Genomic DNA, 25,036 nt, shown 5'->3' with positions numbered 1-25,036 from the left:
CGCCGACCCTCCGATCGGGCAATGAGCGAGGCCGACGAGCAGACGGCTGCGACCGCGACCGGCCGGGAGATCTGGATCGAGAAGTACCGGCCGCAGACGCTCGACGACATCCACGGCCAAGAGGAGATCGTCGAGCGGCTCCAGAGCTACATCGCGCAGGACGACGTGCCGCACCTTCTTTTTTCAGGCCCTGCGGGCGTGGGGAAAACAACCGCCGCCACCGCCATCGCCCGCGAGATCTACGGCGAGGACAACTGGCGCGGTAACTTCTTAGAGCTGAACGCCTCCGACCAGCGCGGGATCGACGTCGTCCGCGACCGGATCAAGGGGTTCGCGCGCTCCTCGTTCGGCGGCGACTTCCGGATCGTGTTTCTCGACGAGTCCGACAGCCTCACGGATGATGCACAGGCAGCGCTCCGCCGCACGATGGAGCAGTTCTCCGACAACACCCGCTTCATTCTCTCGTGCAACTACTCGTCGAAGATCATCGACCCGATCCAGTCGCGCTGCGCCGTCTTCCGGTTCTCGCCGCTCTCGGACGAGGCGGTCGGCGGGATGGTCAGCGAGATCGCGGCCGCCGAGGAGATCGAGGTGACCGACGCGGGCGTCGACGCCCTCGTCTACGCGGCCGACGGCGACATGCGCCGCGCGATCAACTCGCTTCAGGCGGCGGCGACGACCGGCGACGTGGTCGACGAGGAGGCCGTGTACGCGATCACGGCGACCGCCCGGCCGGAGGAGATCGAGTCGATGGTGACCGACGCGCTGAACGGCGACTTCGCGCGGGCGCGGTCGACCCTCGACACGCTGCTCACGGAGACGGGGATGGCCGGCGGCGACGTGATCGACCAGCTCCACCGCTCCGTCTGGGAGTTCGACCTGAGCGAGCGCGAGGCGGTACGGCTCATGGAGCGCATCGGTGAGGCCGACTACCGGATCGCCGAGGGCGCCAACGAGCAGGTCCAACTGGAGTCGCTGCTCGCGGCGCTTTCGTTAGACGAATAAGCTGGTCCCGGCTCTCGGCTCGTTCTTTTGTAAACAGTTAGTAGCGGATCGGCGGAGAACGCTTCCAAAGCCTCAGCCGCTCGTTTATAAATGAGTGAGAGCAGATCGACGGTGGACACTTCCAAAGCCCCAGCCGCGAGGGCGGCTGCCCCTCTGACCCGCCCTACACGGCACCGCAACGGCGCCTCACGCCTCCCCAGCCTCGCGGTTCGCGCTCTCCGAGCGCTCACCGCTCCCTCGCGCGTGCGACTCGCGCCCTCCGGGCGCTCGTCGGCACGCAGGGAGGCACTACGCGCCTCTGGCAGCCGGCGGCAGAGCCGCCGGCGACGCCGCCGTAGCAGGCACGCTTTTAAAACACGTCGGCGCGGAGGGTCGGTATGCTCGTCGTCGTCTCCGACACGCACGCACGCGAGGAGTCGAAGCTTCAGGGACGGACCGCGGAGGCGGTCCGGGAGGCCGACCTCGTGGTCCACGCCGGCGACTTCTACCGCGAGCCCGTCTTGAACGCCTTCCGGTCGGCCGCCGCCGAGTTCCGGGCCGTCTGCGGCAACAACGACGACGCGGCGATCCGCGACCGGGTCCCCGAGGTGCGGACCGTCGAGTACGCCGGGGTTCGGTTCGCGGTCACGCACCGCCACCGCAGCGGCGACACCGGGCTCGTCATGCTCGGTCGCGGCCGCGACGCCGACGCCGTGATCTGCGGCCACAGCCATCGCCCGCGGTTCGACGACTCGGGCGGCCTGCCGATACTGAACCCGGGCAGCCACGCGCAGCCGCGAGGCAATCGCGCGGCCCACGCGGAACTGATCCCGGTCGAAGGCGATGGCGAGACCGGGGTGGACGGGAAACTGGTAACGACGGAGGGCGAGACCTTCGAGACGTTCGGGATCGAGGGCGACGACGCCGAGTAACGGAGCGACGGACGAGAGAGCGGCGGACGGGGGAACAGCGGATGAGGGAGGCACGACGAGAAGCGGGCGGAGCGCGTCGGCGTCCGCGTCAGCGGGAACCGGACGCGACGCCCCGCGTCCGGCCGGGGCGACCGACGATCGTGTGCGCGGTGACGGACCCGGATCGGCGCGGGTTCGGTCGCCGGCGGTCGGTCGCGCCGATCGGTCGGAGGGGAGTCGGGCAGGGAGGGAGCGGGCGCGAGTCCGACCGCCGGCGCGTCGGTCGGCGGGTTCGATCGGGTGAGGGCCGAAGCGGGGGGTCGCACCAGTACGTAACGCGGCTGACAACATATACGTGGCTGAGAGACAAAGGAGCGTTTTAGTCACCGAACGAGTCGAGCGAGCGCCGCGGGACTCCGGGGATTGCGCGTCCGCCCGCCTCGAAACTTATAACCGCGTGCCGACGGATTCGAGCGTATGCTCCCGGTCCAACCGCTGTTCGTGCTCCTGTTGGTGGGTCTTCTCGGGCTGTTCTTCTTCGGGTTCCTCCTCGTCCGGCGGACGGTGACGGGGCTGAACGAGGGGTACAACGACGGGCGGAGCTGATGGTCGTCGCCACCGCGGCGACCCTGCTCGTCGCCGCCGCCGCGAGCCTCTTCATGGCGTGGTCTATCGGCGCCGGATCGTCGGGGTCGACCCCGTTCGCCCCCGCTGTCGGCGCGAACGCGATCTCCGTGATGCGCGCCGGCCTGATCGTCGGCGTCCTCGGACTGCTCGGCGCGATACTCCAGGGCGCGAATGTGACGGAGGCGGTCGGCACCGAACTGATCGGCGGGGTGACGCTCACGGCCGCGGCGGCCATCGTCGCGCTCGTCACGGCCGCCGCGCTGGTCGCCGTCGGCGTCTTCGCCGGGTACCCGATCGCGACGGCGTTCACCGTCACCGGCGCGGTCGTCGGCGTCGGCCTCGCGATGGGCGGCGATCCGGCGTGGCCGAAGTACGCCGAGATCATGACGCTGTGGGTGCTCACGCCGTTCGTCGGCGGGGGCGTGGCGTACGTCGTCGCGCGCGGACTTACCGGCGAGGCGATTCCGCAACGACCGCTCACCGCCGCGCTCGCCGGGCTCGTCGGCGCGATCCTCGCGAACGTCGGGTTCGCGCTGCTCGGTCCCGCGGGAGAACAGGCCTCGGTCGCGACCGCGCTCGGATCGGGGCTCGGTATCGGCGCGGCGGGCCCGGCCGCGGTGAGTCTCGCGGTCGCCGCGCTCGTCACCGTCGCGGTGTACGCGGACCTCGGCCGGGACCGCGAGGGCGCCCAGCGCCGGTTCCTGCTGGCGATGGGCGGCCTCGTCGCGTTCTCCGCCGGGGGGTCGCAGGTCGGCCTCGCGATCGGTCCCCTCGTCCCGATCTTCAGCGAGGTCGGGGTCCCGCTGTGGGCGCTGCTCGTCGGCGGGGGGATCGGGCTGTTGGCCGGGTCGTGGACGGGCGCGCCGCGGATGATCAAGGCGATCTCGCAGGACTACGCCTCGATGGGCCCGCGGCGGTCGATCTCGGCGCTCATTCCCTCCTTCGCGATCGCGCAGACCGCCGTCGCCTTCGGGATCCCCGTCTCGTTCAACGAGATCATCGTCTCCGCGATCGTCGGCGCGGGCTACGCCGCGGGCGACGCCGGCGTGAGCCGCAGGAAGATGGGGTACACGGTGCTCGCGTGGATCGGGTCGCTCGTCGGCGCGTTCACGCTCGGGTTCGGCGTCTACTCCGCGGTCGACTTCGTGGTGTGAGGGGCTCTCGGACGGGTCCGCCGGTTTCCGCCCGTCTCAGGCCCGAGGCTCGGGATACGTCGGCAGCCGCGCGGAGTCGGCGCTCCCCTCGACGAACGGGAGGTCGACGGCGGTCGCGCCGACCTCGTCGCCGTCGACGCGCACGGTGACCCGACCGAGGTCGGCGTCGAACGCGACGAGCGCCAGTGCGATCGGCACGTCGGTCGCGGGGCCGACCGCGGTCCGAGTGATCTCGCCGATCGCCTCGTCGCCGTCGAAGACGGCCGCCCCGGACGCCGGAAGCGCGTCGTCGATCCCCTTCGGGTTCGCGTCCGCGTCGATGCCGGCCACCGCCTCGGCGAGGGCGTCGAGTTCGAGGCCGGCGAGCCGCCGGCTCGGTCGGCCCTGGTTCTCCACGCGCGAGACGACCTCCTGACCGACGTAGCACCCCTTCTCGAAGTCGAGGGCGTTCCGGAGGCCGAGGACGTTCGGGACCGTCCCCGCCAGTTCGTACTCGAAGAGCGGCGTGCCGGCCTCGGTCGCGAGCGCGTCCCACGTCCGGTAGCCGAACGGCGTGGCGTTGAGCCCGCGGTTGATCAGCGTGTCGAACACGTCGCTCGCGTCGGCGGCGGCGCAGACGATCTCGTACCCTTCCTCGCCCAGCGGCGCGTCCGTCGCGATCACGGTGACGCCGGCGTCGACCATCGACCCGCGGACGAACGAGAGCGGCCCCTCCGGCGCGCCCGGCCCGCCGAGGACCGAGGCGACCTTCTCGGTCGACTTGGGGCCGTGGACGCCGAACACGCCGAACTCGTCGGAGACGTCGTCGATCTCGACGTCCTGGATGAACACGTTCTCCGCCCAGTCGGCGGCGACCGACTCGACCCGTTCCGGCGGGAGGAAGACGAGCAGTCGCTCGTCGGCGTTGTACACGTACATGTCCGTCTCGATCCCGCCCTGCGGGTCGAGCAGGAGGGCGTACGTCCCTTCCCCGTCCTCGGCCGGGACGCGGTTGGAGACGGCGTTGTCGACGAACTCGACGCGGTCGTCCCCCCTGACGGCGAGGACGCCGTATCCCATCTCGATCACGCCGGCGACCTTGCGGACCGCCTTCCCGACGCGGACGGGCTTCCCGTAGTGGTCGACCACCTCGCGACCGCCGCGGTCGCGGTACACCGCGCCGTGCGCGTCGTGGGTGCCGGAGACGAGCGTCATGGTCGGACGGAGGCGATCGAGGGTCAAAAGGCCGCCGTCTCCGACGGCTACAGTCCGATCCGGTCGCGGATCGCGTCGACGAGCCCCGCCGACGGGTCGTCGGTCGCCGCCTCCGGGTCGGGAACGACCCGTTCGTGGGCGTACACCCGGACGCTCTCCTCGGTCTCGACGAGGATGAGCGAGTCGTCTTTCAGCGCCGAGAGCCCCTCTTCGACGGCGTCGATGTCGGCGTCGACGGCTGCGCGGAGTTCGAGGACGGTCATCCCCTCGTCGCCGCGGTCGACGAGCGCGTCGAGCAGCGCGACCTCGACGTCGGGCCGGTCGCGGTATTCCGGCTTTGCGGCCATACCTACCCTTTGTGCGGGACGGAGTTTACGTCTACCGGCGGGGAAGGGGGGAGACCGTCGACTCGCAGCGTCAGCGAACGAGCCGAGAGCAGGTGCCACAGAGGTTCTCCTCTTTCACGTCGACCTCGCGGACGGTGGGTGAAAACGACATCACGCACTTGCTGTTGTCGCAGTGTTCCAACCCGAGCGTGTGCCCGATCTCGTGGACGATCTCCTTGCGGACGCGGTCGGCGAACACGTCGGCCGCGGGCTTGGTGGAGACGCCGCCGTCGGAGGAGGTCCGGAGGCGGTGCGTGGAGATGACGGAGCCGCTGCCGTTGAGGTACGCGAGGCCGAACACGTAGTTCCGGCGGCGGTAGTAGAGGTCCTCGGGCGTGATGCCGATGTTCTTCTCGCCGCCGCCGACCCGGGTGACCGTCTCGATGAGGTCCTCGGCGCGGTACTGGTCGCGGTCGGCGTCGAACGCGGAGTCGGGGATCGCCTGATCGTCGTGGACCGTCACGTCGCAGTCGTACACGGAACGCAGCGCGCCGGAGGCCTCCCGCTTCACTCGGGGGGTAACCTCTCCGACCGGGACGATGTCCACGAGCATGGAACCGCTTTTGGCCGCCGCGGTCATAAAGCCCGCGCCGTGGCAGCAACACCCCCGTCGGAGCGGGCGCTCGTCGACGCGCTCGACGGATACGAGCGATCGATCGAGGTCGGGATCGGACGGCGTCCGGGCGTCGCCCGGGCGCTCGTCGACCGCGGCCGCGAGGTCGTCGCGTTCGACGTCGAGGTGAGCGAGGCGGTACGGGACGCGGCGACGGAGACGCGAGCGTCGGCCGGGGGGTCACTCCGAGTCGCCGCCGCGGACGTGACGACGTTGGCGGCGGCGGACGGCGACCGGTCCGTCCGGGAGACGCTCGGACTCGACGCACCAGAGGGCGGCGGTTTCGACGCCGTGTACGCGCGGAACCTCCCCGCCGAACTCCAGCGGCCGACCGTCGCGCTGGCCGAGCTGCTCGACGCGGCCTGCCTGTTCACCACGCTCGGGTTCGAAGAGCCGGTGGTCGACGTTTCTCGGCGGTCGACGGAATCGGGCACCGTTATGTACGTCGCGCGCTGACGAGCGCGGGACCGGGCGGCGGGGCACCGAACCGGCGACGCCGGCCGCGAACCCGAACGTTCATTCCGCCGCCAGCCGGGGTAGCGGTATGCAGGTCGACGCAGTGATCCTCGACATCGACGGGGTGTTGGTCGACGTGGCGGACTCCTACCGGCGAGCGATCCTCGAGTCGGTCGACCGGGTGTGCGGCAAGCCGATCGACCGGAACGCCGTCCAGGCGTTCAAGGACGCCGGCGGGTTCAACAACGACTGGGATCTGACCGACGCCGCCGCGCTGTTCGTGTTGGCCCGCCGCGAGGGGCTCCGGATGGACGTCGACGAGTTCACCGACCGGGTCCGCGAGCTCGGCGGCGGCCTCGACGCCGCCAAGGAGGTCGTCGGCGACCTCCCGCGAGTCGCGCAGGCCCGGGTCCGCGACCAGTGGGACCGGGACGCCCTCCGGGAGACGTTCCAGGCGCTGTACCTCGGCGCGGAGCTGTACCGCGAGCTGGAGGGCGGCGAGCCGCCGGTCGAGGCGGACGGATACATCCGCGACGAGCCGACCCTCGTCGACCCCGAGACGATCGCCGACCTCACGGCGCGGTTCGACGTCGGCGTCCTCACCGGGCGACCGGCCGCCGAGGCGGACATCGCCTTGGAGCGCGTCGGCCTCGACGTGCCCGACGACCGCCGGTTCACGATGGACGACTGGGAGGCGGGGAAACCCCACCCGCGGGCGCTCGTCGAACTCGCGGAGCGGTTCGACGCCGACCGCGTCGCGTTCGCCGGCGACACCCTCGACGACGTGCGGACCGCGCGTAACGCCGACGAGACGGACGAGACGCGCGTCTACTACGGAATCGGCGTCCTCACGGGGGGACTCACCGGGGACGGGGGGCGCGAGAAGTTCGCCGAGAACGGCGCCGACGCGGTGGTCGACGACGTGAACGAACTGGTGGGTCTGTTGGAGTAGCCGGCGGCGCGCTCGCGGCCGCGGCTCCCTGACGGTCGAGCGGTCCGAGATCGTTCCGGGGGCGCGCTCGCAAGAATCTCCGGTGTCCGTGACGCGTCGTGGTGGCGTCAGACGACGAGCGAAGCGGAACCAACGTTCTCAGCGCTTCGAGGCTGCTTCTGCGCGAGGCGGCGGCGTCACGGTCACCGGCACGAACCGGACCGGCTTCGACGGTTTATGCGCCCTCGTCCGCTAACGCAGTCGATGAGTGACGCCAACGCGACGCAGCGGATGGAGGTCAGCGGCGAGAGCGACGGCGAGTCGAAGTTCGTCGCCCGGGCTCGCGACCACGAACTGGTGATGGACGACCCGGAGGCGATGGGCGGCGACGACGAGGGCGCGATGCCCGTCGAGTACCTGCTCGCCGCCTAGACCGGCTGCCTCAACGCGACCGTCCGCGCGGTGGCGCCGGACTTCGACCTCGACGTCGAGGGCGTCGCGGTCGAGGTCGCCGGCGGGTTCGACCCCCGCAAGCACCTCGGCCGCGCCGAGGAGCCCCGGGCGGGCTACCAGGGCGTGGAGGCGTCCGTCGACGTCGACTTCGCCGGCGACGTGGACGACGAGACGTTAGCCGAGTTCACCGCCGCCGTCGAGGCGCGCTGTCCGGTGAGCGACAACCTGGCGAACGAGACCGCGACCGACGTGACGCTTCGACGGGAGTAAACGGCGTCGGGCGCCGCGTTTTCGGCGACCGGACGATCTGATCCGCGGAGGGACCGTCCGGTAACGGGTATACCGTGGATGGGCCCTGCCGGATTCGAACCGGCGATCAACTCGTTATGAGCGAGTCGCTTTAACCGGACTAAGCTAAGGGCCCGTACTCGTCGGTACGTCCGAGACGTTTTTGAGCGTACCGACTCGCGGCGAAGCGGGTGAAACAGAAGGCGCCGAAGCCAGGACTCGAACCTGGGACCGCCTCGTTAACAGCGAGGCGCTCTACCAACTGAGCTACTTCGGCTCACTTCCGGGTACTCGCGTCGTTTTGATAGGGCTTTCGTTTCCGCCCGACGGAGCGGGATCCGCCCGACGAGAGCGGAGAGAAACGCTACCGCGAGCGCGCTCAGCGCGGCCCCGATCCGACCGACACGTTTTCGGCCGGACCGCGAGACCGTTCGGTATGGACGAGTTGGAGGCGGTGCTGTCGCGGGTGCGCGAGCGGGTCCTCCCGGAGCCCGAGGAGCGCGAGCGGCTGCGCGAGACGGCCGCGGAGCTGACCGAGCGGGCCCGCGAGGCCATCGCCGACCTCCCGGTCGAGGCCGACGTGGTCCAGGTCGGGTCGACCGCGCGCGGCACGTGGGTCGCGGGCGACCGGGACATCGATCTCTTCGTCCGGTTCGACGCGGACCTCGACCGCGCCGAGTTAGAGGAGTACGGCCTCGAAGTCGGCCACGCGGTCCTCCCCGACGGCCACGAGGAGTACGCCGAACACCCGTACGTGAAGGGGAGCCACGAGGGGTTCGACGTCGACTTAGTCCCCTGTCACGACGTGGAGCGGGCGGCGGAGCTGGTCTCCGCGGTCGACCGCACGCCGTTCCACGACGCGTACCTCTCCGCGCGGCTCGACGACGACCTCGCGGCGGACGTGGTGCTGGCGAAGGCGTTCCTGAAGGGGATCGGCGCGTACGGGAGCGACCTCCGCACCGAGGGCTTTTCGGGGTACCTCACGGAGCTGCTCGTGTTGGAGCTCGGCGGGTTCGTCCCCCTCGTCGAGTCCGCGCGGAGCTGGCACCCGCCGGTGGAGTTCGATCCCGAGGGACACGCCGAGCGCACGTTCGATGACCCGCTGGTCGTCGTCGACCCCACCGATCCGACGCGGAACGTCGCCGCGGTGCTGTCGGCGACGAACCTCGCGCGGTTCCAGCACTACGCGCGGGAGCTGCTCGCGGCCCCGGGCGAGGGCTTCTTCGAGCCGGAGAAGCCGGAACCGCTCAGTTCCGCGGAGGTGCGCGACCACCTCGATCGACGGGAGACGACGCCGGTCGCGGTCCTCTTCGACGCGCCCGACGTGGTCGACGACCAACTGTGGCCGCAGCTCCGGCGCTCGCTGGACGGGATCGTCGGCGGCCTCAACGAGCACGGCTTCGACGTCCTCCGAGCGACCGCCATGACGGACGCCGCGGGAGCGACGGGCACCGCCGGAGCGGACGATCCAGGGGAGACGACCGAGAGTGACGGGTCCGACGGACCGACGCGGGCCGCGCTGTACGCGGAACTGGAGGTGACCGAGCGGCCGGCCGTCGAGCGCCACGACGGCCCCCCGGTGGCGGTACGGAAACACGCCGCGAGCTTCTACGAGTCGTACGTCGACGACGTCGACCCCGACACCTACGGACCCTTCATCGACGGAGACCGGTACGTCGTCGAGCGGGAGCGCGAGTTCGCCACCGTCCGGGAGTACTTGGAGAGCGACGCCGCGAGCGACGTGGCGCTCGGGGCGCAGGTAGAGCCGGCGTTCGACGACCGCGACGTGTTGGTCGGCGGGGCGGTCGCGACGCTCGCGCCCGCGTTCGGTCGGCCGCTCCGCGAGTTCTACGAGCCGCGACCCTGATCCGCCGCCGAGGGGGTTCGAACCGAGACGGCGACGAGAGAGCGGGCGTCAGCGAGCGACGCGGTCGAGAAGCAAGTAAACGAGCGCCGCGACGGCGGCGACGATCGCCGCGACCGCGGAGAGCAGACCGGCGGCGCGGGGGAACGACAGCCAGAACGCCCCGTAGAAGGCGAGCGCGAACGCGAACAGGCCGACGACCAGCAGGCCGCGCGAGGGGTTCTGCGCGGCGGCGACGAACGCGCGCTGGAGGATCGAGAGGTCGCCGAACTCGGGGATCGAATCGAGGTCCGCGTCGTCGGGGAGGGGCCCCGAGTCGGCCGTATCGGTCGACTCGCCGTCGACGGAGCGGTCGGTGTCGGTCACGACCACGGGTAGGTGACGGAGGATCCTGTACCTATCGCTTGTCGGTCCGACCTGGAACGGGCCTCGGGCCGCCGGAGCGGCCGCCGTTCATCCGAGGGTCCGACCGACGAGAATCGAACCGAACAGGAACGCGGCCAACGCGGCCCCGAGATTCGTCGCTGCGACCGTCCCGGCGGCCCGGGTTCCCGTCTCGCTCGCCGCCCGCACGGTCCCGACCGCGAACGATGAGAACGTCGTGAACGCGCCACAGAAGCCGACGCCGAAGAGCAGCGTCGCCGTCGGTCCGACGGGTGCGGCGGACACGGCTCCGAGCGCGAAGCTCCCGAGCGCGTTGACGAGGAGGACCGATCGGCGCCCTCCGACGCGAAGCCCGACCGCGTGGCGGGAGGCGGCCCCGAGCGCGCCGCCGAGGCCGACGAGTGCCGTCGCGACGAGCGGAGCGGCGGTCATCGCTGCTGCCGCCCCCCGACAGCGAGGCCGACCGCGGCCGCGGCGAATCCGGTCGCGTAGCTGACGGCGACGTACCACGCGCCCGCCGGCGTTCCGAGCGCGACCGCGTCCGAGACGAACGTGCTGTACGTCGTGAACGACGAGAGCGCGCCGGTCCCGACGAGCAGTCGAATCCGGCCGCTCGACGCGCGGGTTAACAGGAGTCCGAGCGCGAACGACCCGGCGACGTTCGCGACGAGCGTCCCCGTGCCGGTGGGAGTTCCGCCGAGTATCGCCGGACCGCCACCGGAGGAGGTCGCAGCGACGACCCGGGCGATCCCGAGGTCGACCGCGTGTCTGCCGACCGCACCGAGGAACCCGCCGACCGCGACGAGCAGGAATCCGTACGGCGTTCGTTCCATACGCGTCGGTGACCCCGGGGCCGCTTGTACGTTCGGAGTCGTTCGGCCCCGGTGCGCTCGGTCACCCCGGACCCGACAGCCGACTCGCGCGCGGGCTCTCCCCTTCGTGCGGCGTACGTCGTTCGCGGATCCGGACCGTGTGGACCGTCTCGGTGGCGTCGTCGACGACGAGCGCCTCGCCGATCCCCTCCGGGAGCCGCGAGGCGAGGTCGCCGGCGAGGTACGTCGCCTCCGCCTCCGCCAGCCGGTCAACGTCTCGCGCGGCCGTGAGCCGATGGGAGACGAGGAGGTCGGACTGCGAGACGGCGACGCTCGGCAGCGCGGCCGGGCGCTGGGTCGCACAGACCAGCGAGACGCCGGGCGCGCGACCACGAGTGAGGAGCGTCCGGAGCGCCGGCTCCGCGATCCCGTCGAAGAAGGCGTGGGCCTCGTCGACGAGGAGCCACGGGAGCCGGGGAAGACCGCCGTCGATCCGCGCGTCGTAGAGCCCCCGAGCGACCGCGCGGACGACGGCGGCCGCGGCCGCGTCGGGGACGCCGGCGAGGTCGAGCACCGCGGGGTCGCCGTCCGCCGCGAGCGACGCGACCGGCGGCGCGTCGGCGTCGAAGACGCCCCACGACGCCGCCAGCCGGAGGTGGTTCACCGCGGCGCGGCGGGTCTCCGCCAGGGCGTCGGCCGCGTCGACCGCCTCGCGGAGCGCCGCGAGCGACGGGGACGGGCCCCCGCTTCGTCCGGGGTCCGCGGAGCCGTCGGCACCGACCGCGTCTCCGTTACCGTCGTCGACCGCGTCCGCGACGACGCGCCAGACGAGGCTCCCGGGCCCGCTGGCCGGGTCGAGCGCGAGTAAGTCCGGCCATTCCGAGGGCGGTATCGAGGCGGGACGGACCGCGGGGTCGACGACGCGACCGCCGACCGCTTCGAGGCCGGCGAAGACGCCCATCGGGTCGACGACGACCGGGGCGACGCCGTCGGCGTCGGCGAGTTCCTCGGCGAGAACGCCGAGGGTGTACGACTTCCCGGTCCCGCGCTTCCCGAAGACGACCCCCGCGTGCGGGCGGTCGAGGTCGACACCGACCGACGCGCCGGCGCTCCCGTCGCGAGCGAGGAAGGAGCCGATCCGGGCGGTGTGCGGCGGCCGGTGAGTCTCGCCGTCGCGGTCGCTCCCGGCGTCGAGATCGGCCTCGGTGCCGGGATCGCCACCGGCCTCGGTGCCGGGATCGCCACCGGTCTCGGCGTCGGAGTCGCCACCGGTCTCGGCGCCGGGGGCGCCATCGGTCTCGGCGCGGCCGAGTACGTACATGGGGTCGGCTGGCCTCGGCATCCGGTAAAAACGGTCGGGTGATCGGTCGGGTTCGGTGATCGCGATCACCGTCACCGGCGTCCGATCCGCCCCGTCCGACTCTTTATAACCCATGCCGCGGCCAGCGCGGCGTATGTCCGATCGAACACACGACTCGCGCACCGCGAATCGCCGGACGTTCAGCACCGACACCCGGGCGATCGAGGGGCTCCCGGTCCGCCTCGTCATCGCGCTCGTCGTCGGCGTCGCCAGCCTCAGCGTGATGATGGGGATGATCGGCGACATCGACGGGCTGGCCGCGACCGAACTGGACGCGCAGCCACAGCCGGAGGTCACCACGCCCGGCGATCAGTCGCTCACCGTCGCCGTCGTCGGTCCCGAGGGCTCCCGCGTCGCGGACGCGACGGTCATCGTGCGCGGCGGCTCCGCGCAGGTCGACGGCGTCGCCACCGCACGGACGAACGGCGAAGGGGTCGCCAGCGTGGAGGTCGCCCCCGAACTCGGTCCGAATCAGGCGGAGGGGACGCTCACGATCGACATCAAACCGCCGGCTACGGGCGACTACGTCGACGAGCGGGAGAACACCGAGGTGCTCGTCGTCGAGGAGTGAGCGGCGTGCGGGCTCGCGCCGCGAGGGAGTCGGTCAGAGCCGGTCGTCCCAGTCGATCCAGTCCTGTTCCCAACCGTGGCGACGGCGACGGCCGCGCTCGGCGCGTTCGGCGTCCTCCCGTCGAGTCCGGTTTCGCTCCACGCCGGGCTGTTCGCCGTCCGCGAGCATCGGCCGGAGTCGCGCCGGCCCGTGCGTCTCGACGGTCTCGAACCCGGCGGGCGCGGGGTCGTCGTCCGCGCCGTCGTTCGTCGGCGGAGCAGCCGGCGCGCCCGACGTCGCGGTCGACGACGGCTCGATCGCCGCGATCGTCTGAACGCCCGCGCCGCGCGGGTAGACGATTCGGCCGTCGGACGCCAGCTGTTCGCGGAGGGCGCGCGGCGGCTCGACCACCGCGGCTTCGAGGAGGATCCGGTCGTAGGGCGCGTACGCCGGGAGACCGTCGGCGCCGTCCGCGCGGTCGACGAGGACCGCTTCGTGGCCGGCCGCGTCGAGGTTCGATCGCGCGGCGACGACGGCGGAGCGGTCGATGTCGATCGCGTGAACGCGGCGCGCGCCGGCGATCTCGGCGAGGATCGCGACCGAGTAGCCGATCCCCGCGCCGACAACGAGGACCGAATCTCCCTCCTCGGCGTCGAGCGCGGTGACCAGTCGGACCAGCGTCGCGAGCGAGAGCGAGTGGGGGTCGTCGCCGTCAACGGCGCCGCCGCGGGGCGAGTCGTCGACGAAGGGGTCGCGCGGGACGCGCTGGAGGGCGGTCAGCACGGGCGGCTCGATCGGCTCGCCGATCTGGTGTTCGAGCCCCTCGATCATGTCCGCCCTGAGCGACGCGTCGTCCATGACCGCACTCGGAACTCGGTCCTCTAAAACTGTGCGTTCGCCGGACGGGTGCCGGTCACGCCGGTGGCACGGCCGACTACTGCATCGGAACGAACCGCACGCCACCGTGGTCCTCGCGGTCGATCCCGTCCTCACGGGCCGTGAGCCGGACGAGCCGCTGGCGACCGCCCTCGCAGACGGGAGCGACGACGCGACCGCCCGTCCGGACGCGGTCGACGATCGGGTCCGGTACCGACCCGGGCGCCGCGCAGGTGAGGTAGGTGGCGTCGAACGGCGCCTCGTCCGCGAACGCCTCGCGACCGTCCTCGGCCGCGACGGTCACGTCGTAGCCGAGGCGATCGAGCCGTTCGCGGGCGTCCGCGGCCAGTTCCGGAACGCGCTCGGCCGAGAAGACGTTCCCCGGGCCGACCACCTCGGTGACGACCGCCGCGTGGTAGCCGCAGCCGGTTCCCACCTCGAAGACGCGGTCCCCGCGCTCGACGTCGAGGAGATCGGTCATCATGGCGACCATGTGCGGCGCACTGACCGTCTGGTCGTGACCGATCGGGAGCGGACGGTCGTCGTACGCCGACGCGCGCTGCGGCTCCGGAACGAACTCGTGGCGCGGGACGGCGCCGATCGCCGACAGCGTCCGTTCGCTCGCGTCGAGGCGGTCGCGGAGCGCGCGCACCAGTTCGCGCCTGGCGGCCGCGCGGTCGGCGTCGTTCATGCGAGACGGTAACACGGGAAACGTGGAGAAAGCATCGACGGTGGCGACGGCGCGGCCGAGGGTCAACTGACGTCGATCGTGTGGCCGCGGTCGTCGTCCGGCGAGCGCTTCGGGAGCCTGACGGTGAGCACGCCGGCGTCGAAGGACGCCGTCGCCGCGTCCGCCTCGATCGGTTCGGGGATCGGAATCCGACGGGAGACGGATCTGAAGCGCCGTTCGCGCCGGTGGTAGCGGGCCTCGTCGTCGGCTTCGCGTGCGCCGTCGGCCGCGTCGGACGCGGCGTCCGGGTCGGCCTCACCGGCGTCGTCGCCCGCGTCCGCAACGTCGAATTCGCTCGACTCCTCGCGGGATCCGGAGATCGCGAGCGCCTCGTCGCGGAACTCGACGTCGACGTCGGCGGGGTCGAATCCGGGGAGGTCGGCGACGACGGTGATCGCCTCGTCGTCCTCGATCACGTCGACGTCGACCTCGCGGGCGCCGGGGAACCGCGGGACCTCGGGACCGGTCCCCTCCAGCGTGCCGCCGAGCTCCTCGAACTCGCGGCCCATCCGTTCGAGCAGGTCTTCGATCTCGTCGAAGGGATCGCGTCGGGTCATACAGGTCAGGATTCGTGACGGAGCGTCTTGAACGTACTGGCGGTACCGGGGTCCGTCGACGGTCACGCGGGCGGGCGACAGACACTATCCGCTCGCGCCCCAGGCGATCGTATGCGCCTGTTCTGGCACCGCGGGGACGCTCGGATGCGAGACAACGCCGGCCTCGCGGCCGCGGCCCGAGAGGGGGAAATTGTGCCGGCGTTCGTGTACGACGCCGACCTGCTCGCGGCGGTCGGTGCGCGTCAGCGCGCCCTCTTCCTCCGGCACGTGAAGCGGCTGGAGGAACGGTACCGCGAACTCGGGAGCGACCTAGTCGTCCGCGCGGGCGACCCGAGCGAGGTCCTCGTCGACCTCGCGGCGGAGTACGACGCCGAGACGGTGTACTACAACGAGCACTACAGACCGGCCCGTCGGAACCGACAGCGGGCGGTCGAGGACGCGCTCGCCGGCGCGGGCGTCGAGACGGACTCGCGGACCGACCTCGTGTTGGTCGACCCCGGGCGGCTAGCGGATCGCTACCCGAACCACAGTCAGTTCCACGACGACTGGGAGGCCGTGCCGAAGCGCGGGCCGTACGCGGCGCCCGGTCCGGACGCGCTGGCCGACGTGCGCGACGGGAAGACGGTCCCCGAGCCCGACGCCGACATCGACCTCCCCGAGGCGGGGTACGAGGCCGCCCGCGAGCGGTTCGACGGCTTCCTCGAAGGCGGGATCACCTCCTACAACGACACCCGCGACGACCTCTCGCGGGCCGTCGAGGCGCCGACACGCGCGGTCTCCCGAATGTCGCCGTACCTCGCGACGGGCGCGATTGGGATCCGAGAGCTGTGGGCGGGCGCGAGCGACGCGTACGACGCCGCGACCGGGAGCGAACGCCGCAACGTCGACAAGTACCGCTACGAGCTGTCGTGGCGCGAGCAGATGTACCACCTGCTGTACTACAACCCCGACCTCGCGGTGTCCAACTACAAGTCGTTCCCGAACGAGATCGCGTGGCGCGAGTCGGACGCCGACTTCGAGGCGTGGGCGCGCGGCGAGACCGGCTACCCCCTCGTCGACGCCGGGATGCGGCAGCTGAACGCGGAGGGGTATATTCACAACCGCCCGCGACAGGTGGTCGCGAGCTTCCTGACGAAACACCTCCTGATCGACTGGCGGCGCGGCGCGCGCTACTTCACCAAGCAGCTGATCGACCACGACTACGCCTCGAACCACGGCGCGTGGCAGTGGACCGCCTCGACCGGTACCGACTCCGTCGACGTGCGCATCTTCGACCCGGTGAGCCAGATGTCGAAGTACGACGCGGACGCGCGCTTCGTGACGGCGTACGTCCCGGAACTCGCGGACGTGCCCGCGGGCAAGGTCGTCGACTGGCCGACCCTCTCGCGGGCGGAGCGCGAGGAGCTGGCGCCCGACTACCCGCATCCGATCGTCGACCGGAACGAGGGGTACGAGCGGGCCCAGCGCGTCTTCGAGGAGGCGCTCGGGAAGCGGTAGGGTCCGGTCGACGCGGCGACGCGAGGGTTCTGACTCCGTTCCGTATCCGAGTCCTTTTCGGGGGCGCACGAGAACGGCTCCGCCATGTCTCCCGTCACGATCGACGACGTCGAGGCCGCCGCCGAGCGGATCGCCGGCACCGACATCGTCCAGCGCACGCCCGTCGAGCGGAGCCGGTCGCTGAGCGACCGGTGCGGCGCCGACGTGCGCCTGAAGATGGAACACCTCCAGCGCACCGGCTCGTTCAAGACGCGCGGCGCGTACAACGCGATCTCGCGGGCCGTCGACGGATCCGGAGCGGGGACCGACGATCCCGCGATCGAGCGCGTCGTGGCCGCGAGCGCGGGCAACCACGCTCAGGGAGTGGCGCTGGCGGCGTCGGACGCCGGGATCGACGCGACGATCGTGATGCCGGAGTCGGCGCCGGCGGCGAAGATCGAGGCGACCCGCGCGTACGGCGCGGAGGTCGTGCTCCGCGGGAGCGCGTTCCCGGAGGCGATGGCACACGCCCGGACGCTGACCGACGACCCCGGGACGCGGTTCGTCCACGCGTTCGACGACCCGGACGTGGTCGCCGGGCAGGGGACGCTCGGCCTGGAGGTGATAGAGCAGGTGCCCGACGCCGACGCCGTCCTCGTCCCGGTGGGCGGCGGCGGGCTCGCGGGCGGCGTCGCGGCCGCGGTGAAGGCGCGCTCGCCCGAGACGCGCGTGGTGGGCGTCCAGACCGAGGGCGCGTCGACGCTCTCGGAGAGCCTCGCGGCCGGCGAGCTCGTCACGCGAGACGAGCCCGACACCATCGCGGACGGGATCGCGACCGGCGGGCTGAGCGAGCTCACCTTCGGCCTGCTGGACGAGCACCTCGACGACGCCGTCGTCGTGAGCGACGACGACGTGGCAAGCGCGATCCTCCTCCTCTTGGAGCGCGCCAAACAGATGGTCGAGGGCGCGGGCGCGACCGCCGCGGCCGCCCTCCTGAACGACGACGCGGTCGACGAGCTCGACCTCGCCGGCGAGACGGTGGTCCCGCTGCTCTGCGGCGGTAACATCGACGTGACGACGCTGAAGGAGGTGGTGACGCACGCCCTCGTCGACCGCGCCCAGCTGATCGAGCTCTCCGTCCGGATCGACGACACGCCCGGGACGATGGGAGAGATCGCGACCCTGATCGGCGGCGAGCGCGCGAACATCCGGACGGTGCGCCACGAGCGCAGCCGCCCGGACCTGCCGGTGGGCGACGCCGACCTCGTGTTCGAGGTGGAGACGAACGGCCCCGCCCACGTCGACCGCGTCCTGACCGCGGTGCGCGAGGCGGGATACGAGGTGACGTGGACGACGCGGGAGGCGTGAGAGTAGGCAGTTGTCTATTTATAAATAGAATTGCGGTGGCGCGCGCCTCCGAGCGGGCCCGTGGCCCGCGAGGAGCGCGTGCGAGGGAGTCGGCCGGCCGGAGCGAAGCGGAGGCCGGCCGACGAGGCTGGGGAGGTGTGAGGCGCGGTTGCGGTGCTGTGCGGGGTGGGAATCAAAGGGGCAGCCACGAGGGCGCCGTAGGCGACGTAAGCACTGGAACGAGGAAGCGAACGTAGTGAGCGACCGAGTGAAGCGCGCAGCGAGCGTACGGCGCCCTCGCGGCTGGGGCTTTGGAGGCGTTCGCCGTCGATCTACTGTGGGTTATTTGTATCCGATCGGCTGGGGCTTTGGTGGTGCTCGCCGCCGATCCGCGGTCAATATCGAATATCCACGCCCGGGCAGACGAACCGACGGCGGAGTCGTATCGGTCCTCGTCTCGCTCGATCCGACGATTTGAAACGCGCACCCCGGCAACCACGTCGTAATGAGTCTCGTCGTTACCGACACCCTGGCAGACGAGCGCGTCGAGTTCACCGCGGACGGCGACGTCACGCTGTACGTCTGCGGCCTGACGGTGTCGGACAACCCGCACCTCGGCCACGCCCGCCTGTGGTTCCACGCCGACGTGCTCCACCGGTGGCTCGAACACGTCGGCTACGACGTGCGCCACGTCGAGAACGTCACCGACGTCAACGAGAAGATCACGGCCCGCGTCGGCGAGCGCGACGAGTGGGCGGCCGAGCGCGACGTGGCCGAGACGTTCACGGCGAGCGTCTTCGATTCGATGCGCGGGCTGAACCTCAAGCGGGCGGAGGTGTACCCGCGCGTCACCGAACACGTCCCGGAGATAATCGACCTGACGGAGACCCTGATCGAGAAGGGGTACGCCTACGAGTCGAACGGCTCCGTCTACTTCGACGTGACCGCCTTCGACGGGTACGGGAAGCTCTCGAACCAGGACCTCGACGCGCTCGAGGCGCAGGGCGACCCGGACGAGCGGTCGGAGAAGCGCAACCCCGCGGACTTCGCCCTCTGGAAGGCGGACGGCGTGAGCGAGTCCGCGGCGCGCGAACACGCGAAACACGACCACGGCGCCGAGACGCCCGACGGCGAGACGTGGGCGTCGCCGTGGAGCGAGGGCCGCCCGGGGTGGCACGTCGAGTGCTCGGCGATGTCGACGACGCACCTCGGCGACACGCTCGACGTTCACATGGGCGGGCGCGACCTCGTGTTCCCCCACCACGAGAACGAGATCGCGCAGTCCGAGGCGGCCACCGGCGAGGCGTTCGCGCGCCACTGGCTCCACGTCGGCCTGCTGGAGATGGACGGCGAGAAGATGTCCTCCTCGATCGGCAACTTCTGGACCGTCCCCGACGCGCTCGACGAGCTCGGCGTCAACGTGATCCGGACCTTCTACGCGGGCGCCGCCTACCGCTCGGAGCAGGCGCTCACCGAGGAGACGATCGCCGAGGCCGAGGAGCGCTGGGAGCGGCTCTCGCGCACCCACGACCGCGCCGTCGACGCGCTCGACTCCACGGAGGCCCGCGCGAAGACCGAGGACGGCGACCTCCGCGAGACGGTCGCGACCGCGCGCGAGGAGTTCGCGGCCGCGATGAACGACGACCTCAACCTCCGGGAGGCGACCGCGGCGCTCCTCGACCTCACCGACGCGGTGAACCGCCACGTGGACGGGGTCGAGGAGGCGGGCGCGAACGACGGTGCGGCCGGGACCGACGCCGAGGCCGCCTACGACTACCGCGGCCTCCGCCAGGCGGTCGAGGCGTTCGAGGAGCTCGGCGGCGACGTGCTCGGCCTCCAGTTCGGGTCGACGACCGACGGGGACGTCGACCTCGCCGCCGAGCTGGTCGAACTCGTGCTCGACGTGCGCGAGGCCGAGCGGGAGGCGGGGAACTACGAGCGCGCAGACGAGCTCCGCGACGCCCTCCGGGAGGTCGGCGTCGAGATCGAGGACGGGCCGGACGGCGCGACGTACCGGTTCGAGTAGGGCGACTCGGTCAAGGGGCCGACGCGGCTCAGTCCCACGTCACGTACACGAGGAAGGCGATCCCGACGAACTCCAGGATCTGGAGGTACATCATCGCCCGGAGCGCCGGCGTCGACATCTGCGGCGGGTTCAGGTAGTAGAACAGCGCCAGGGCGTTCTCGGCGAGGAGGAGGAGCGCGAACACCGCCGAGCCGAGGGTGTGTTTCGACCGGATCTCGAGGTAGTTCCGGCCCCAGATACCGACGAGGACGAGCAGCAGCAGGATGTTCAGCGCCGCGGCGACCCGCGCCACGCCGAGCGTCGCGCCGCCGAGCGTCGCGATGCCGGCGGTCGCTACGTCCAAGCTGGCCGTCGCTACGTCCAAGCTGGCCGTCGCTACGTCGAGGGTCGTCGCTACGTCGAGGGTCGTCGCGGCGGTCGTCACGCCGAGGGTCGCAGTCATGGCGCGCGCCCTCCGGTTCCGCGGTCGGTCGGTGCGTTCGGGGGGTAGGTCACACTCATTCCAGTTGGTCGACGATCTCTTCGACGGTGTCCCAGTGCGTACGGGTCCGGTCCGTGGGGAGGTAAATGGCACCGTAGTTCTGGTCGGTGCTCTCGATCACGCCGTTCTCCTCGAGCACGTCGAGATGGTGTCTGACGGTCTTGTACGCGAGGTCGAGGTCCTCGGCGAGCTGGTTGGCGTTCCGCGGGCGCTCGTCGAGCGCGCGGAGCAGCCGGGCGCGGTTCGGACCGCCCCGGGTACCCGCCAACACCTGCCAGAGGACCGCCTCCATCGAGAGTACCAATCGGAGGACCGGGTAATAAGCGCGGGGATACCCGCACGGGGAGCGGGGAGAGCGTAACGCCGGCGGGGACACGATTGATCCGTCGCCTACGGCTGTAACACGCCGTCGATGACGTGGATGATGCCGTTCGAGGCCTCGATGTTCGTGTCGACGATGTCGGCCTGGTCGCCGTTGAGGTCGGTGCCGTCGACGTCGACCTTCGCGCCGTTCAGGGTCGGCACCTGGCTCGCGTTGACGATTGAGTTCGCCTTCCGACGGCCCGGCACGACGTGGTAGGTGAGCACGTCGGTCAGGAACTCGTCGTCGACCGCGTCGACGTTGTCGACCGTGATCCCAGCGTCGTTAAACGCCGCGTCGGTCGGGGCGAAGACCGTCAGCTGTCGGTTCCCGTTCAGCGTGCCGACGAGCCCCGCCTCCCGGACCGCGGCGACGAGCACGTCGAAGCCGTCGGCCGCGGCGGCCACGTCGACTATCGTGTCGCCCCGGCTCGGCGGCTTCGCTGCGGCCGCCCCCGCGCCGCCGATCAGCGCCGCTGTTCCCGCGCCGACGCGCTTCAGTACCGTCCGTCTGCCAGCGTTCATGGGAAACACCCGCCCGGGAGAACGTTTCAGAATTTATTTAACAATTTGGTGAAAGCAACCTGACTTCCCCACGAAAGAGACCCAAATCTCCGCCAATATTACCGACTTCGGGCGGGGGACCGAGCCGGGAGAGGCGGGTCCGGAATCCCGCCGCGGCCGGGTGGGGCGGCTCAGTCCAGCACGTGTTCGGTGTCGTACGATCCGAGCACCTTGACCCACCCCTTGTCGGCGATGGCCTCGATATCCCGGACGGCGGCCGCCATGTGGTCCTCGTAGAGGCCGGCGTCCACGTCGAAGTGGAACAGGTAGTCGCCGAGGCGCTCGCCGCTCGGACGCGACTCGATCCGCGAGAGGTTGAGGTTGCGGTCGGCGAACGCCTCCAGCAGTTCCAGGAGGAGGCCGGGGTAGTTCGCGTTCGGGTAGACGATCAGCGTGGTCTTTCCGCCGGCGTCGGAGCGCGCGGACTCGGGCGCGACGACGAGGAAGCGCGTCGCGTTCGACGTTCGGTCCTGAATGTCGGCCGCGAGGATCTCGAGGTCGTCGCCGGCGTTATCGGGGTGGCCGATCCCGGCCACGCGGGCGTCCTCGCGGGCTCGCTCGACCCCGCGGGCCGTTGAGGCGACCGCTTCGAGGCCGGCGTCCGGGTAGTTCGCCTCCAGCCAGTTGCGACACTGCGCGAGCGCCTGCGAGTGGCTCGCGACGGCCTCGAACTCCTCGTCCTGCGCGAGGAGGGCGTGGCGGATCGGCGTGACGACCTCGCGGGTCACCGCCACGTCGTAGTCGGCGAGCGCGTCGAGGCTCTCCGTGACGGACCCCTCGATGCTGTTCTCGATGGGGACGACCCCGCGCTCGAACTCGCCGCTCGCGACGGCGTCGACGATCGCGGTGACCGACTCCCGGAACGACACCTCGGCGGCGACGGCGCGCGCGGCGCGGTGCGAGTACGTGCCGGCGGGGCCCAGCGTGACGGCGTTCATTACCCCATCGTATCGGGGGCGGCGAGAAAAGCCTGCGGGGCGCGGCGATGTTTCCGGTGCGGGTCGGTGTAGCGCGGTTCGGCGCCGGCCGCCGCAGCGGTCACTCCTCGTCCGGATCGGTCGGCACGCCGCCGAGGTTCCCCTCGTCGTCGAACAGCTTCGCCCGGAGGAACCGCGTCCGGTAGCGGTTCGCGCCCTCCTTCGTGTCGGCCTCGCGGATCTCGTCGATCCGGCCGTCGGCGACCGCGTCGATGATGTCTTCGACCTGCTCCTTCTCGCTCGGGGTCAGTTCGAACTCGTACGTCCGGGGCTGCTCGCTCTCCAGCCGCGTCCACTTGCGCGCGGCAGACACCACGACGGAGCAGGGCTCGCGACAGGGGAAGACGCCGTCGCCGCCGTCGACGTCGAGGTCGGTCTCCTCGTCGTACTCCCACTCCCGCCGCTTGAGACACTGGGAGTCGTCGCAGCACGCCTCAGCGACCCAGTCGACGTGTTCGTTGCCCTCGCCGCGGTCCCAGGTCTTCACGACGCCGTAGATGCCCGACTGGCGCTCCATCGTCTCGCGCCAGTGGGTCACGTCGAACTCGCCCTCGCGCTCGCGGTGCCAGTTGGCGACCGTCGCGGGGTAGATCGTCTCCACCGCCTCGTAGAGGTCGCGGGGGCCCAGGTCGGGGAAGACCCAGCCGCCCGCGAGCGACGGCGCGGTCTTGAGCGGCCGGTACCGCCCCTTCTCGTCGAAGGTGACCAGCTCGCGCGCGTCGAGCGGGTCCTCGTACGCGTCGAGCTCGTCGACCGGAACGCCGGCGTCGTCGGCGTGGCGCACGTCGTAGCGGCGCTCGCCGCGGTCGGTGATCGTGGCCGTGATCTTCAGCTCCCCCCACGCGCGCTCGATCCCCTCGGCGAGCGCCGCGTACCGGGTCGCGACGGTCTCGCCGTCGGCGTCCTCGATCCAGCGGAGGAACGCGCGGCGCGGCCCGAACTCGCCGACGACCCGCTCGAAGACGTACCAGTCGGTGACGGCGGGCGCGCGCTCGGCGAGCGCCTCGTGGAGGTCGCGCTCGCTCATCCCCGTCGGGCGGCCGCCGGCGGCGAGGACGTACTCGTCGGGCGTGCCGCCGGGCAGGTCCTCGTCGGTTCCTTTGGTGCCGCGCGCGACGCTGAACCCCTCGAACTGGAGGGGTTCGCCGGGGTCGCGGTCGTCGAGCGCGTCGAGCACCGCGTCGAACGCGTCGCTCGGGAGGTCGACGTCGGAGAGTTCGGGTCCGTCGTCGTCCGCCTCGCCCGCTTCGCCCGCCTCGCCGCCGTCGGTCCCGGGGGTGGAGTCGGCCACGGTCAGTCCCCCGTGGCGACGCGGGTCGTCTCGCGCACGTCGTCGAGCGCCCCGCCGATGTCGGCGCCGGCGTCGGCGGCGCGCTCCAACACCACGTCGGCCATGAGCGGCTCCGTTCCCACCGCGCCGGCGTACCAGATCCGGGTGCCGTCGACGGTCTCGGGCACGTCGTACCCCTCGGTGTGGTCCTCGCAGAGGCCGACGTCCTCCGGGATGTCCTCCTGCGTGTGGTAGCCGTCGGCGATGAAGAGGGGGACCAGGACGACGTCGTCGCTCTCGAAGTGCTCCGGGAGGTCGTCGACCTCGGGCTCCTCGTCCATGTACAGCGCCTTCACCTCGTCGAAGCGGTCGCGCTCGGCGATCCGGTCGGCGTGGTACTCGATCGCCTTCGCCGAGTTCTCGTTGCGCTCGGTGCCGTGACCGACGACCGCCAGCCCGAACCCGTCGCCCACGTCGGCGTCGTTCGTCACGGACTCCGCCCGCCGGACGATCACGTCGGTCATCGCGCGGTGGGTCCCGACCGGGCCGCAGTAGTGGACCTCGCTGTCGATGTCCTCGGCGACGAGCGTGGCCTGGTCGGCGGAGAGGCCGTCGGAGTCCCACTCGGAGACGTCCCACCCGTCGAGCCGGAGCTCGCGGGGGATCACCTGCTCGGTGAAGTACCCCTCCGAGACGAACAGCGGGACGACGTAGATCTCCGACCCCTCGACGGTACGGAGCACCTCTCGGAAGTGGGGCTCTTCCTTCCAGAAGCCGGTGCGGACCTCGTCGAAGGCACCGGCGGCGCGGATCGTGTCGGCGTGGTCGTACGTCGGCGCGCTCGACTCGGGGTTGAGGTGCGAGCCGTGCGCGACGATGACGAGCGACTGCATACCCGTGCTGGGGGCGCGCCGCTCTTAGGGACTTCGGAGGCTGCGGGGCGACGAGAATCTCCGATCCGTCTCCGGGGCGGGATCCCCGGCGCGACCGAAACGATCTTGCCCGCCCGACGCGCAGCCTCGCGCATGTCGCTGGCAGCCGAGACGCGGGAGGCGGTCCGAGCGAACCCGTTCGTCCGGGACGCGCTCCGCGCCGGACTGGTGAACCACAGCGCCGCCGCGACCTGGCTCGCCGAGCGGGCGGACCTCGACGGCGACCCGGACGCGATCGCGGCCGCACTCCGCCGCTTCCGGGAGGACCTCCCGGCGTACGAGACGGAGGCGCGCACCGCGAGCGTCACCATGCGGAGCGGCGTGGGCGTGGTCGACGACGCGAACGCCGCCGACGCGGACGACGGCGACCCGGGTGATGTCCCTCTCCTCCGCGTCGGCGGCGCGGGGGTCGTCGACGGCGGCGACCGCACGGCGATCCTCGCGGCGGGCGACGTCGACCCCGCCGCGAGGAT

The 25,036-nt window shown here is 71.4% G+C and carries 29 protein-coding genes, 2 tRNA genes and 1 pseudogene; 14 read left to right on the top strand and 18 right to left on the bottom strand.

The window, feature by feature from the left end:
* The first annotated feature begins 21 nt into the window (after nucleotides 1–21).
* The 4 genes from EXE45_RS05835 to EXE45_RS05820 all read left to right on the top strand — a co-directional run bounded on the left by EXE45_RS05835 (nucleotide 22) and on the right by EXE45_RS05820 (nucleotide 3,676).
* Nucleotides 22–1,005: a replication factor C small subunit gene (locus tag EXE45_RS05835; protein ID WP_137693786.1), complete on the top strand. Its 984-nt coding sequence runs from the start codon at nucleotides 22–24 to the stop codon at nucleotides 1,003–1,005.
* Between the two features lie 377 nt (nucleotides 1,006–1,382).
* Nucleotides 1,383–1,916 (top strand): metallophosphoesterase, encoded by a 534-nt coding sequence (locus EXE45_RS05825; protein WP_137693784.1) that lies wholly within the window; start codon nucleotides 1,383–1,385, stop codon nucleotides 1,914–1,916.
* Between the two features lie 456 nt (nucleotides 1,917–2,372).
* Entirely contained in the window at nucleotides 2,373–2,501 is a 129-nt protein-coding gene (locus EXE45_RS21670; protein WP_255510253.1) for a hypothetical protein, read from the top strand.
* The gene (locus EXE45_RS05820; RefSeq protein ID WP_092920896.1) at nucleotides 2,501–3,676 is read left to right on the top strand and encodes an inorganic phosphate transporter; all 1,176 of its coding nucleotides are present in this window, start codon (nucleotides 2,501–2,503) and stop codon (nucleotides 3,674–3,676) included. The genes EXE45_RS21670 and EXE45_RS05820 overlap by 1 nt, the downstream gene beginning before the upstream one ends.
* A 36-nt stretch (nucleotides 3,677–3,712) precedes the next feature.
* Here EXE45_RS05820 and EXE45_RS05815 read toward each other — a convergent pair whose 3' ends face one another.
* From EXE45_RS05815 to EXE45_RS05805, 3 genes are all read right to left on the bottom strand, one after another.
* Nucleotides 3,713–4,870 carry an aminomethyltransferase family protein gene (locus EXE45_RS05815; protein ID WP_092920895.1) on the bottom strand — a complete coding sequence of 386 codons (1,158 nt, stop codon included), beginning with the start codon at nucleotides 4,868–4,870 and terminating at the stop codon, nucleotides 3,713–3,715.
* 47 nt (nucleotides 4,871–4,917) lie between these two features.
* Nucleotides 4,918–5,217 (bottom strand): DUF6432 family protein, encoded by a 300-nt coding sequence (locus EXE45_RS05810; protein ID WP_092920894.1) that lies wholly within the window; start codon nucleotides 5,215–5,217, stop codon nucleotides 4,918–4,920.
* 70 nt (nucleotides 5,218–5,287) lie between these two features.
* A complete protein-coding gene (locus EXE45_RS05805) occupies nucleotides 5,288–5,809 on the bottom strand; it encodes an archaemetzincin family Zn-dependent metalloprotease (protein ID WP_092920893.1) in 522 nt (173 codons plus the stop codon).
* A gap of 39 nt (nucleotides 5,810–5,848) precedes the next feature.
* On the opposite strand from EXE45_RS05805, the gene EXE45_RS05800 reads away from it, so the two are divergent.
* From EXE45_RS05800 to EXE45_RS21220, 4 genes and pseudogenes are all read left to right on the top strand, one after another.
* Complete coding sequence (locus tag EXE45_RS05800; RefSeq protein ID WP_092920892.1) at nucleotides 5,849–6,325, top strand: UPF0146 family protein; 477 nt, start codon at nucleotides 5,849–5,851, stop codon at nucleotides 6,323–6,325.
* 88 nt (nucleotides 6,326–6,413) lie between these two features.
* Nucleotides 6,414–7,277, top strand: a complete 864-nt coding sequence (locus EXE45_RS05795) for a TIGR01548 family HAD-type hydrolase (protein WP_092920891.1) — start codon at nucleotides 6,414–6,416, stop codon at nucleotides 7,275–7,277.
* Nucleotides 7,278–7,520: 243 nt separating this feature from the next.
* Entirely contained in the window at nucleotides 7,521–7,688 is a 168-nt protein-coding gene (locus tag EXE45_RS21225) for an OsmC family protein (protein ID WP_241989428.1), read from the top strand.
* Between the two features lie 15 nt (nucleotides 7,689–7,703).
* Nucleotides 7,704–7,979, top strand: a pseudogene (locus EXE45_RS21220) (OsmC family protein); the annotation flags it as partial.
* Nucleotides 7,980–8,058: 79 nt separating this feature from the next.
* On the opposite strand, the gene EXE45_RS05785 reads toward EXE45_RS21220, so the two are convergent.
* Both EXE45_RS05785 and EXE45_RS05780 read right to left on the bottom strand, forming a co-directional pair.
* Nucleotides 8,059–8,133 (bottom strand) — tRNA-Ile (locus EXE45_RS05785).
* A gap of 68 nt (nucleotides 8,134–8,201) precedes the next feature.
* Nucleotides 8,202–8,274: transfer RNA gene (locus EXE45_RS05780), tRNA-Asn, on the bottom strand.
* 159 nt (nucleotides 8,275–8,433) lie between these two features.
* Here EXE45_RS05780 and cca point away from each other — a divergent pair.
* Nucleotides 8,434–9,864 carry a CCA tRNA nucleotidyltransferase gene (cca, locus tag EXE45_RS05775; protein WP_137693783.1) on the top strand — a complete coding sequence of 477 codons (1,431 nt, stop codon included), beginning with the start codon at nucleotides 8,434–8,436 and terminating at the stop codon, nucleotides 9,862–9,864.
* Between the two features lie 48 nt (nucleotides 9,865–9,912).
* Here the strand turns inward: cca and EXE45_RS05770 are convergent, their stop codons facing one another.
* From EXE45_RS05770 to EXE45_RS05755, 4 genes are all read right to left on the bottom strand, one after another.
* Complete coding sequence (locus tag EXE45_RS05770; protein ID WP_167603376.1) at nucleotides 9,913–10,227, bottom strand: hypothetical protein; 315 nt, start codon at nucleotides 10,225–10,227, stop codon at nucleotides 9,913–9,915.
* Nucleotides 10,228–10,314: 87 nt separating this feature from the next.
* A complete protein-coding gene (locus EXE45_RS05765; protein ID WP_137693782.1) occupies nucleotides 10,315–10,677 on the bottom strand; it encodes a CrcB family protein in 363 nt (120 codons plus the stop codon).
* Nucleotides 10,674–11,078 carry a CrcB family protein gene (locus EXE45_RS05760; RefSeq protein WP_137693781.1) on the bottom strand — a complete coding sequence of 135 codons (405 nt, stop codon included), beginning with the start codon at nucleotides 11,076–11,078 and terminating at the stop codon, nucleotides 10,674–10,676. The genes EXE45_RS05765 and EXE45_RS05760 overlap by 4 nt, the downstream gene beginning before the upstream one ends.
* 61 nt (nucleotides 11,079–11,139) lie before the next feature.
* A complete protein-coding gene (locus tag EXE45_RS05755; protein ID WP_394348146.1) occupies nucleotides 11,140–12,378 on the bottom strand; it encodes an ATP-binding protein in 1,239 nt (412 codons plus the stop codon).
* 133 nt (nucleotides 12,379–12,511) lie between these two features.
* Here EXE45_RS05755 and EXE45_RS05750 point away from each other — a divergent pair, with 133 nt between their 5' ends.
* The gene (locus EXE45_RS05750) at nucleotides 12,512–12,988 is read left to right on the top strand and encodes an Ig domain-containing protein group 1 domain-containing protein (protein WP_092920885.1); all 477 of its coding nucleotides are present in this window, start codon (nucleotides 12,512–12,514) and stop codon (nucleotides 12,986–12,988) included.
* A 33-nt stretch (nucleotides 12,989–13,021) separates the two neighbouring features.
* Here the strand turns inward: EXE45_RS05750 and EXE45_RS05745 are convergent, their stop codons facing one another.
* The 3 genes from EXE45_RS05745 to EXE45_RS05735 form a co-directional block, all read right to left on the bottom strand.
* Nucleotides 13,022–13,825: a protein-L-isoaspartate O-methyltransferase gene (locus tag EXE45_RS05745; RefSeq protein WP_092920884.1), complete on the bottom strand. Its 804-nt coding sequence runs from the start codon at nucleotides 13,823–13,825 to the stop codon at nucleotides 13,022–13,024.
* Between the two features lie 76 nt (nucleotides 13,826–13,901).
* Nucleotides 13,902–14,534 carry a protein-L-isoaspartate(D-aspartate) O-methyltransferase gene (locus EXE45_RS05740; protein WP_137693779.1) on the bottom strand — a complete coding sequence of 211 codons (633 nt, stop codon included), beginning with the start codon at nucleotides 14,532–14,534 and terminating at the stop codon, nucleotides 13,902–13,904.
* A gap of 62 nt (nucleotides 14,535–14,596) precedes the next feature.
* Complete coding sequence (locus tag EXE45_RS05735) at nucleotides 14,597–15,130, bottom strand: Hsp20/alpha crystallin family protein (protein ID WP_092920882.1); 534 nt, start codon at nucleotides 15,128–15,130, stop codon at nucleotides 14,597–14,599.
* 111 nt (nucleotides 15,131–15,241) lie between these two features.
* Here EXE45_RS05735 and EXE45_RS05730 point away from each other — a divergent pair, with 111 nt between their 5' ends.
* The 3 genes from EXE45_RS05730 to cysS all read left to right on the top strand — a co-directional run bounded on the left by EXE45_RS05730 (nucleotide 15,242) and on the right by cysS (nucleotide 19,979).
* Complete coding sequence (locus EXE45_RS05730; protein ID WP_137693778.1) at nucleotides 15,242–16,627, top strand: deoxyribodipyrimidine photo-lyase; 1,386 nt, start codon at nucleotides 15,242–15,244, stop codon at nucleotides 16,625–16,627.
* 84 nt (nucleotides 16,628–16,711) lie between these two features.
* Nucleotides 16,712–17,974 (top strand): threonine ammonia-lyase, encoded by a 1,263-nt coding sequence (gene ilvA / locus EXE45_RS05725; protein ID WP_137693777.1) that lies wholly within the window; start codon nucleotides 16,712–16,714, stop codon nucleotides 17,972–17,974.
* A gap of 484 nt (nucleotides 17,975–18,458) precedes the next feature.
* Nucleotides 18,459–19,979 carry a cysteine--tRNA ligase gene (gene cysS / locus EXE45_RS05720; RefSeq protein ID WP_137693776.1) on the top strand — a complete coding sequence of 507 codons (1,521 nt, stop codon included), beginning with the start codon at nucleotides 18,459–18,461 and terminating at the stop codon, nucleotides 19,977–19,979.
* 28 nt (nucleotides 19,980–20,007) lie between these two features.
* Here the strand turns inward: cysS and EXE45_RS05715 are convergent, their stop codons facing one another.
* The 6 genes from EXE45_RS05715 to EXE45_RS05690 form a co-directional block, all read right to left on the bottom strand.
* A complete protein-coding gene (locus EXE45_RS05715) occupies nucleotides 20,008–20,421 on the bottom strand; it encodes a hypothetical protein (RefSeq protein WP_394348145.1) in 414 nt (137 codons plus the stop codon).
* Between the two features lie 55 nt (nucleotides 20,422–20,476).
* Complete coding sequence (locus EXE45_RS05710) at nucleotides 20,477–20,752, bottom strand: winged helix-turn-helix domain-containing protein (protein ID WP_092920878.1); 276 nt, start codon at nucleotides 20,750–20,752, stop codon at nucleotides 20,477–20,479.
* 98 nt (nucleotides 20,753–20,850) lie between these two features.
* Entirely contained in the window at nucleotides 20,851–21,345 is a 495-nt protein-coding gene (locus EXE45_RS05705) for a fasciclin domain-containing protein (RefSeq protein WP_137693775.1), read from the bottom strand.
* Nucleotides 21,346–21,515: 170 nt separating this feature from the next.
* A complete protein-coding gene (gene pheA / locus EXE45_RS05700) occupies nucleotides 21,516–22,322 on the bottom strand; it encodes a prephenate dehydratase (protein ID WP_092920876.1) in 807 nt (268 codons plus the stop codon).
* Nucleotides 22,323–22,422: 100 nt separating this feature from the next.
* Nucleotides 22,423–23,652 (bottom strand): DR2241 family protein, encoded by a 1,230-nt coding sequence (locus EXE45_RS05695; protein ID WP_137693774.1) that lies wholly within the window; start codon nucleotides 23,650–23,652, stop codon nucleotides 22,423–22,425.
* Between the two features lie 2 nt (nucleotides 23,653–23,654).
* On the bottom strand, nucleotides 23,655–24,524 hold the full coding sequence (locus EXE45_RS05690) for a CbiX/SirB N-terminal domain-containing protein (RefSeq protein WP_137693773.1): 870 nt from the start codon (nucleotides 24,522–24,524) through the stop codon (nucleotides 23,655–23,657).
* Between the two features lie 132 nt (nucleotides 24,525–24,656).
* Here EXE45_RS05690 and EXE45_RS05685 point away from each other — a divergent pair.
* A partial coding sequence (locus EXE45_RS05685) for a hypothetical protein (RefSeq protein WP_137693772.1) occupies nucleotides 24,657–25,036 on the top strand: 380 nt, incomplete at its 3' end.

This window comes from Halorubrum sp. SP9, assembly GCF_005435015.1.
In the GTDB taxonomy this organism is placed as follows: Archaea; Halobacteriota; Halobacteria; order Halobacteriales; family Haloferacaceae; genus Halorubrum; species Halorubrum sodomense.
The sequence above is the reverse complement of the archived record's forward strand: the minus strand, read 5'-3'. Positions and strand labels throughout refer to the sequence as shown.

Excerpts from the sequence above, each read along its gene's own strand:
- EXE45_RS05835 (WP_137693786.1), top strand. The coding sequence starts at position 22 with ATGAGCGAGGCCGACGAGCAGACGGCTGCGACCGCGACCGGCCGGGAG.
- EXE45_RS05825 (WP_137693784.1), top strand. The coding sequence starts at position 1,383 with ATGCTCGTCGTCGTCTCCGACACGCACGCACGCGAGGAGTCGAAGCTT.
- EXE45_RS21670 (WP_255510253.1), top strand. The coding sequence starts at position 2,373 with ATGCTCCCGGTCCAACCGCTGTTCGTGCTCCTGTTGGTGGGTCTTCTC.
- EXE45_RS05820 (WP_092920896.1), top strand. The coding sequence starts at position 2,501 with ATGGTCGTCGCCACCGCGGCGACCCTGCTCGTCGCCGCCGCCGCGAGC.
- EXE45_RS05815 (WP_092920895.1), bottom strand. The coding sequence starts at position 4,870 with ATGACGCTCGTCTCCGGCACCCACGACGCGCACGGCGCGGTGTACCGC.
- EXE45_RS05810 (WP_092920894.1), bottom strand. The coding sequence starts at position 5,217 with ATGGCCGCAAAGCCGGAATACCGCGACCGGCCCGACGTCGAGGTCGCG.
- EXE45_RS05805 (WP_092920893.1), bottom strand. The coding sequence starts at position 5,809 with ATGCTCGTGGACATCGTCCCGGTCGGAGAGGTTACCCCCCGAGTGAAG.
- EXE45_RS05795 (WP_092920891.1), top strand. The coding sequence starts at position 6,414 with ATGCAGGTCGACGCAGTGATCCTCGACATCGACGGGGTGTTGGTCGAC.
- EXE45_RS21225 (WP_241989428.1), top strand. The coding sequence starts at position 7,521 with ATGAGTGACGCCAACGCGACGCAGCGGATGGAGGTCAGCGGCGAGAGC.
- cca (WP_137693783.1), top strand. The coding sequence starts at position 8,434 with ATGGACGAGTTGGAGGCGGTGCTGTCGCGGGTGCGCGAGCGGGTCCTC.
- EXE45_RS05765 (WP_137693782.1), bottom strand. The coding sequence starts at position 10,677 with ATGACCGCCGCTCCGCTCGTCGCGACGGCACTCGTCGGCCTCGGCGGC.
- EXE45_RS05760 (WP_137693781.1), bottom strand. The coding sequence starts at position 11,078 with ATGGAACGAACGCCGTACGGATTCCTGCTCGTCGCGGTCGGCGGGTTC.
- EXE45_RS05755 (WP_394348146.1), bottom strand. The coding sequence starts at position 12,378 with ATGTACGTACTCGGCCGCGCCGAGACCGATGGCGCCCCCGGCGCCGAG.
- EXE45_RS05750 (WP_092920885.1), top strand. The coding sequence starts at position 12,512 with ATGTCCGATCGAACACACGACTCGCGCACCGCGAATCGCCGGACGTTC.
- EXE45_RS05745 (WP_092920884.1), bottom strand. The coding sequence starts at position 13,825 with ATGGACGACGCGTCGCTCAGGGCGGACATGATCGAGGGGCTCGAACAC.
- EXE45_RS05740 (WP_137693779.1), bottom strand. The coding sequence starts at position 14,534 with ATGAACGACGCCGACCGCGCGGCCGCCAGGCGCGAACTGGTGCGCGCG.
- EXE45_RS05735 (WP_092920882.1), bottom strand. The coding sequence starts at position 15,130 with ATGACCCGACGCGATCCCTTCGACGAGATCGAAGACCTGCTCGAACGG.
- EXE45_RS05730 (WP_137693778.1), top strand. The coding sequence starts at position 15,242 with ATGCGCCTGTTCTGGCACCGCGGGGACGCTCGGATGCGAGACAACGCC.
- ilvA (WP_137693777.1), top strand. The coding sequence starts at position 16,712 with ATGTCTCCCGTCACGATCGACGACGTCGAGGCCGCCGCCGAGCGGATC.
- cysS (WP_137693776.1), top strand. The coding sequence starts at position 18,459 with ATGAGTCTCGTCGTTACCGACACCCTGGCAGACGAGCGCGTCGAGTTC.
- EXE45_RS05715 (WP_394348145.1), bottom strand. The coding sequence starts at position 20,421 with ATGACTGCGACCCTCGGCGTGACGACCGCCGCGACGACCCTCGACGTA.
- EXE45_RS05710 (WP_092920878.1), bottom strand. The coding sequence starts at position 20,752 with ATGGAGGCGGTCCTCTGGCAGGTGTTGGCGGGTACCCGGGGCGGTCCG.
- EXE45_RS05705 (WP_137693775.1), bottom strand. The coding sequence starts at position 21,345 with ATGAACGCTGGCAGACGGACGGTACTGAAGCGCGTCGGCGCGGGAACA.
- pheA (WP_092920876.1), bottom strand. The coding sequence starts at position 22,322 with ATGAACGCCGTCACGCTGGGCCCCGCCGGCACGTACTCGCACCGCGCC.
- EXE45_RS05690 (WP_137693773.1), bottom strand. The coding sequence starts at position 24,524 with ATGCAGTCGCTCGTCATCGTCGCGCACGGCTCGCACCTCAACCCCGAG.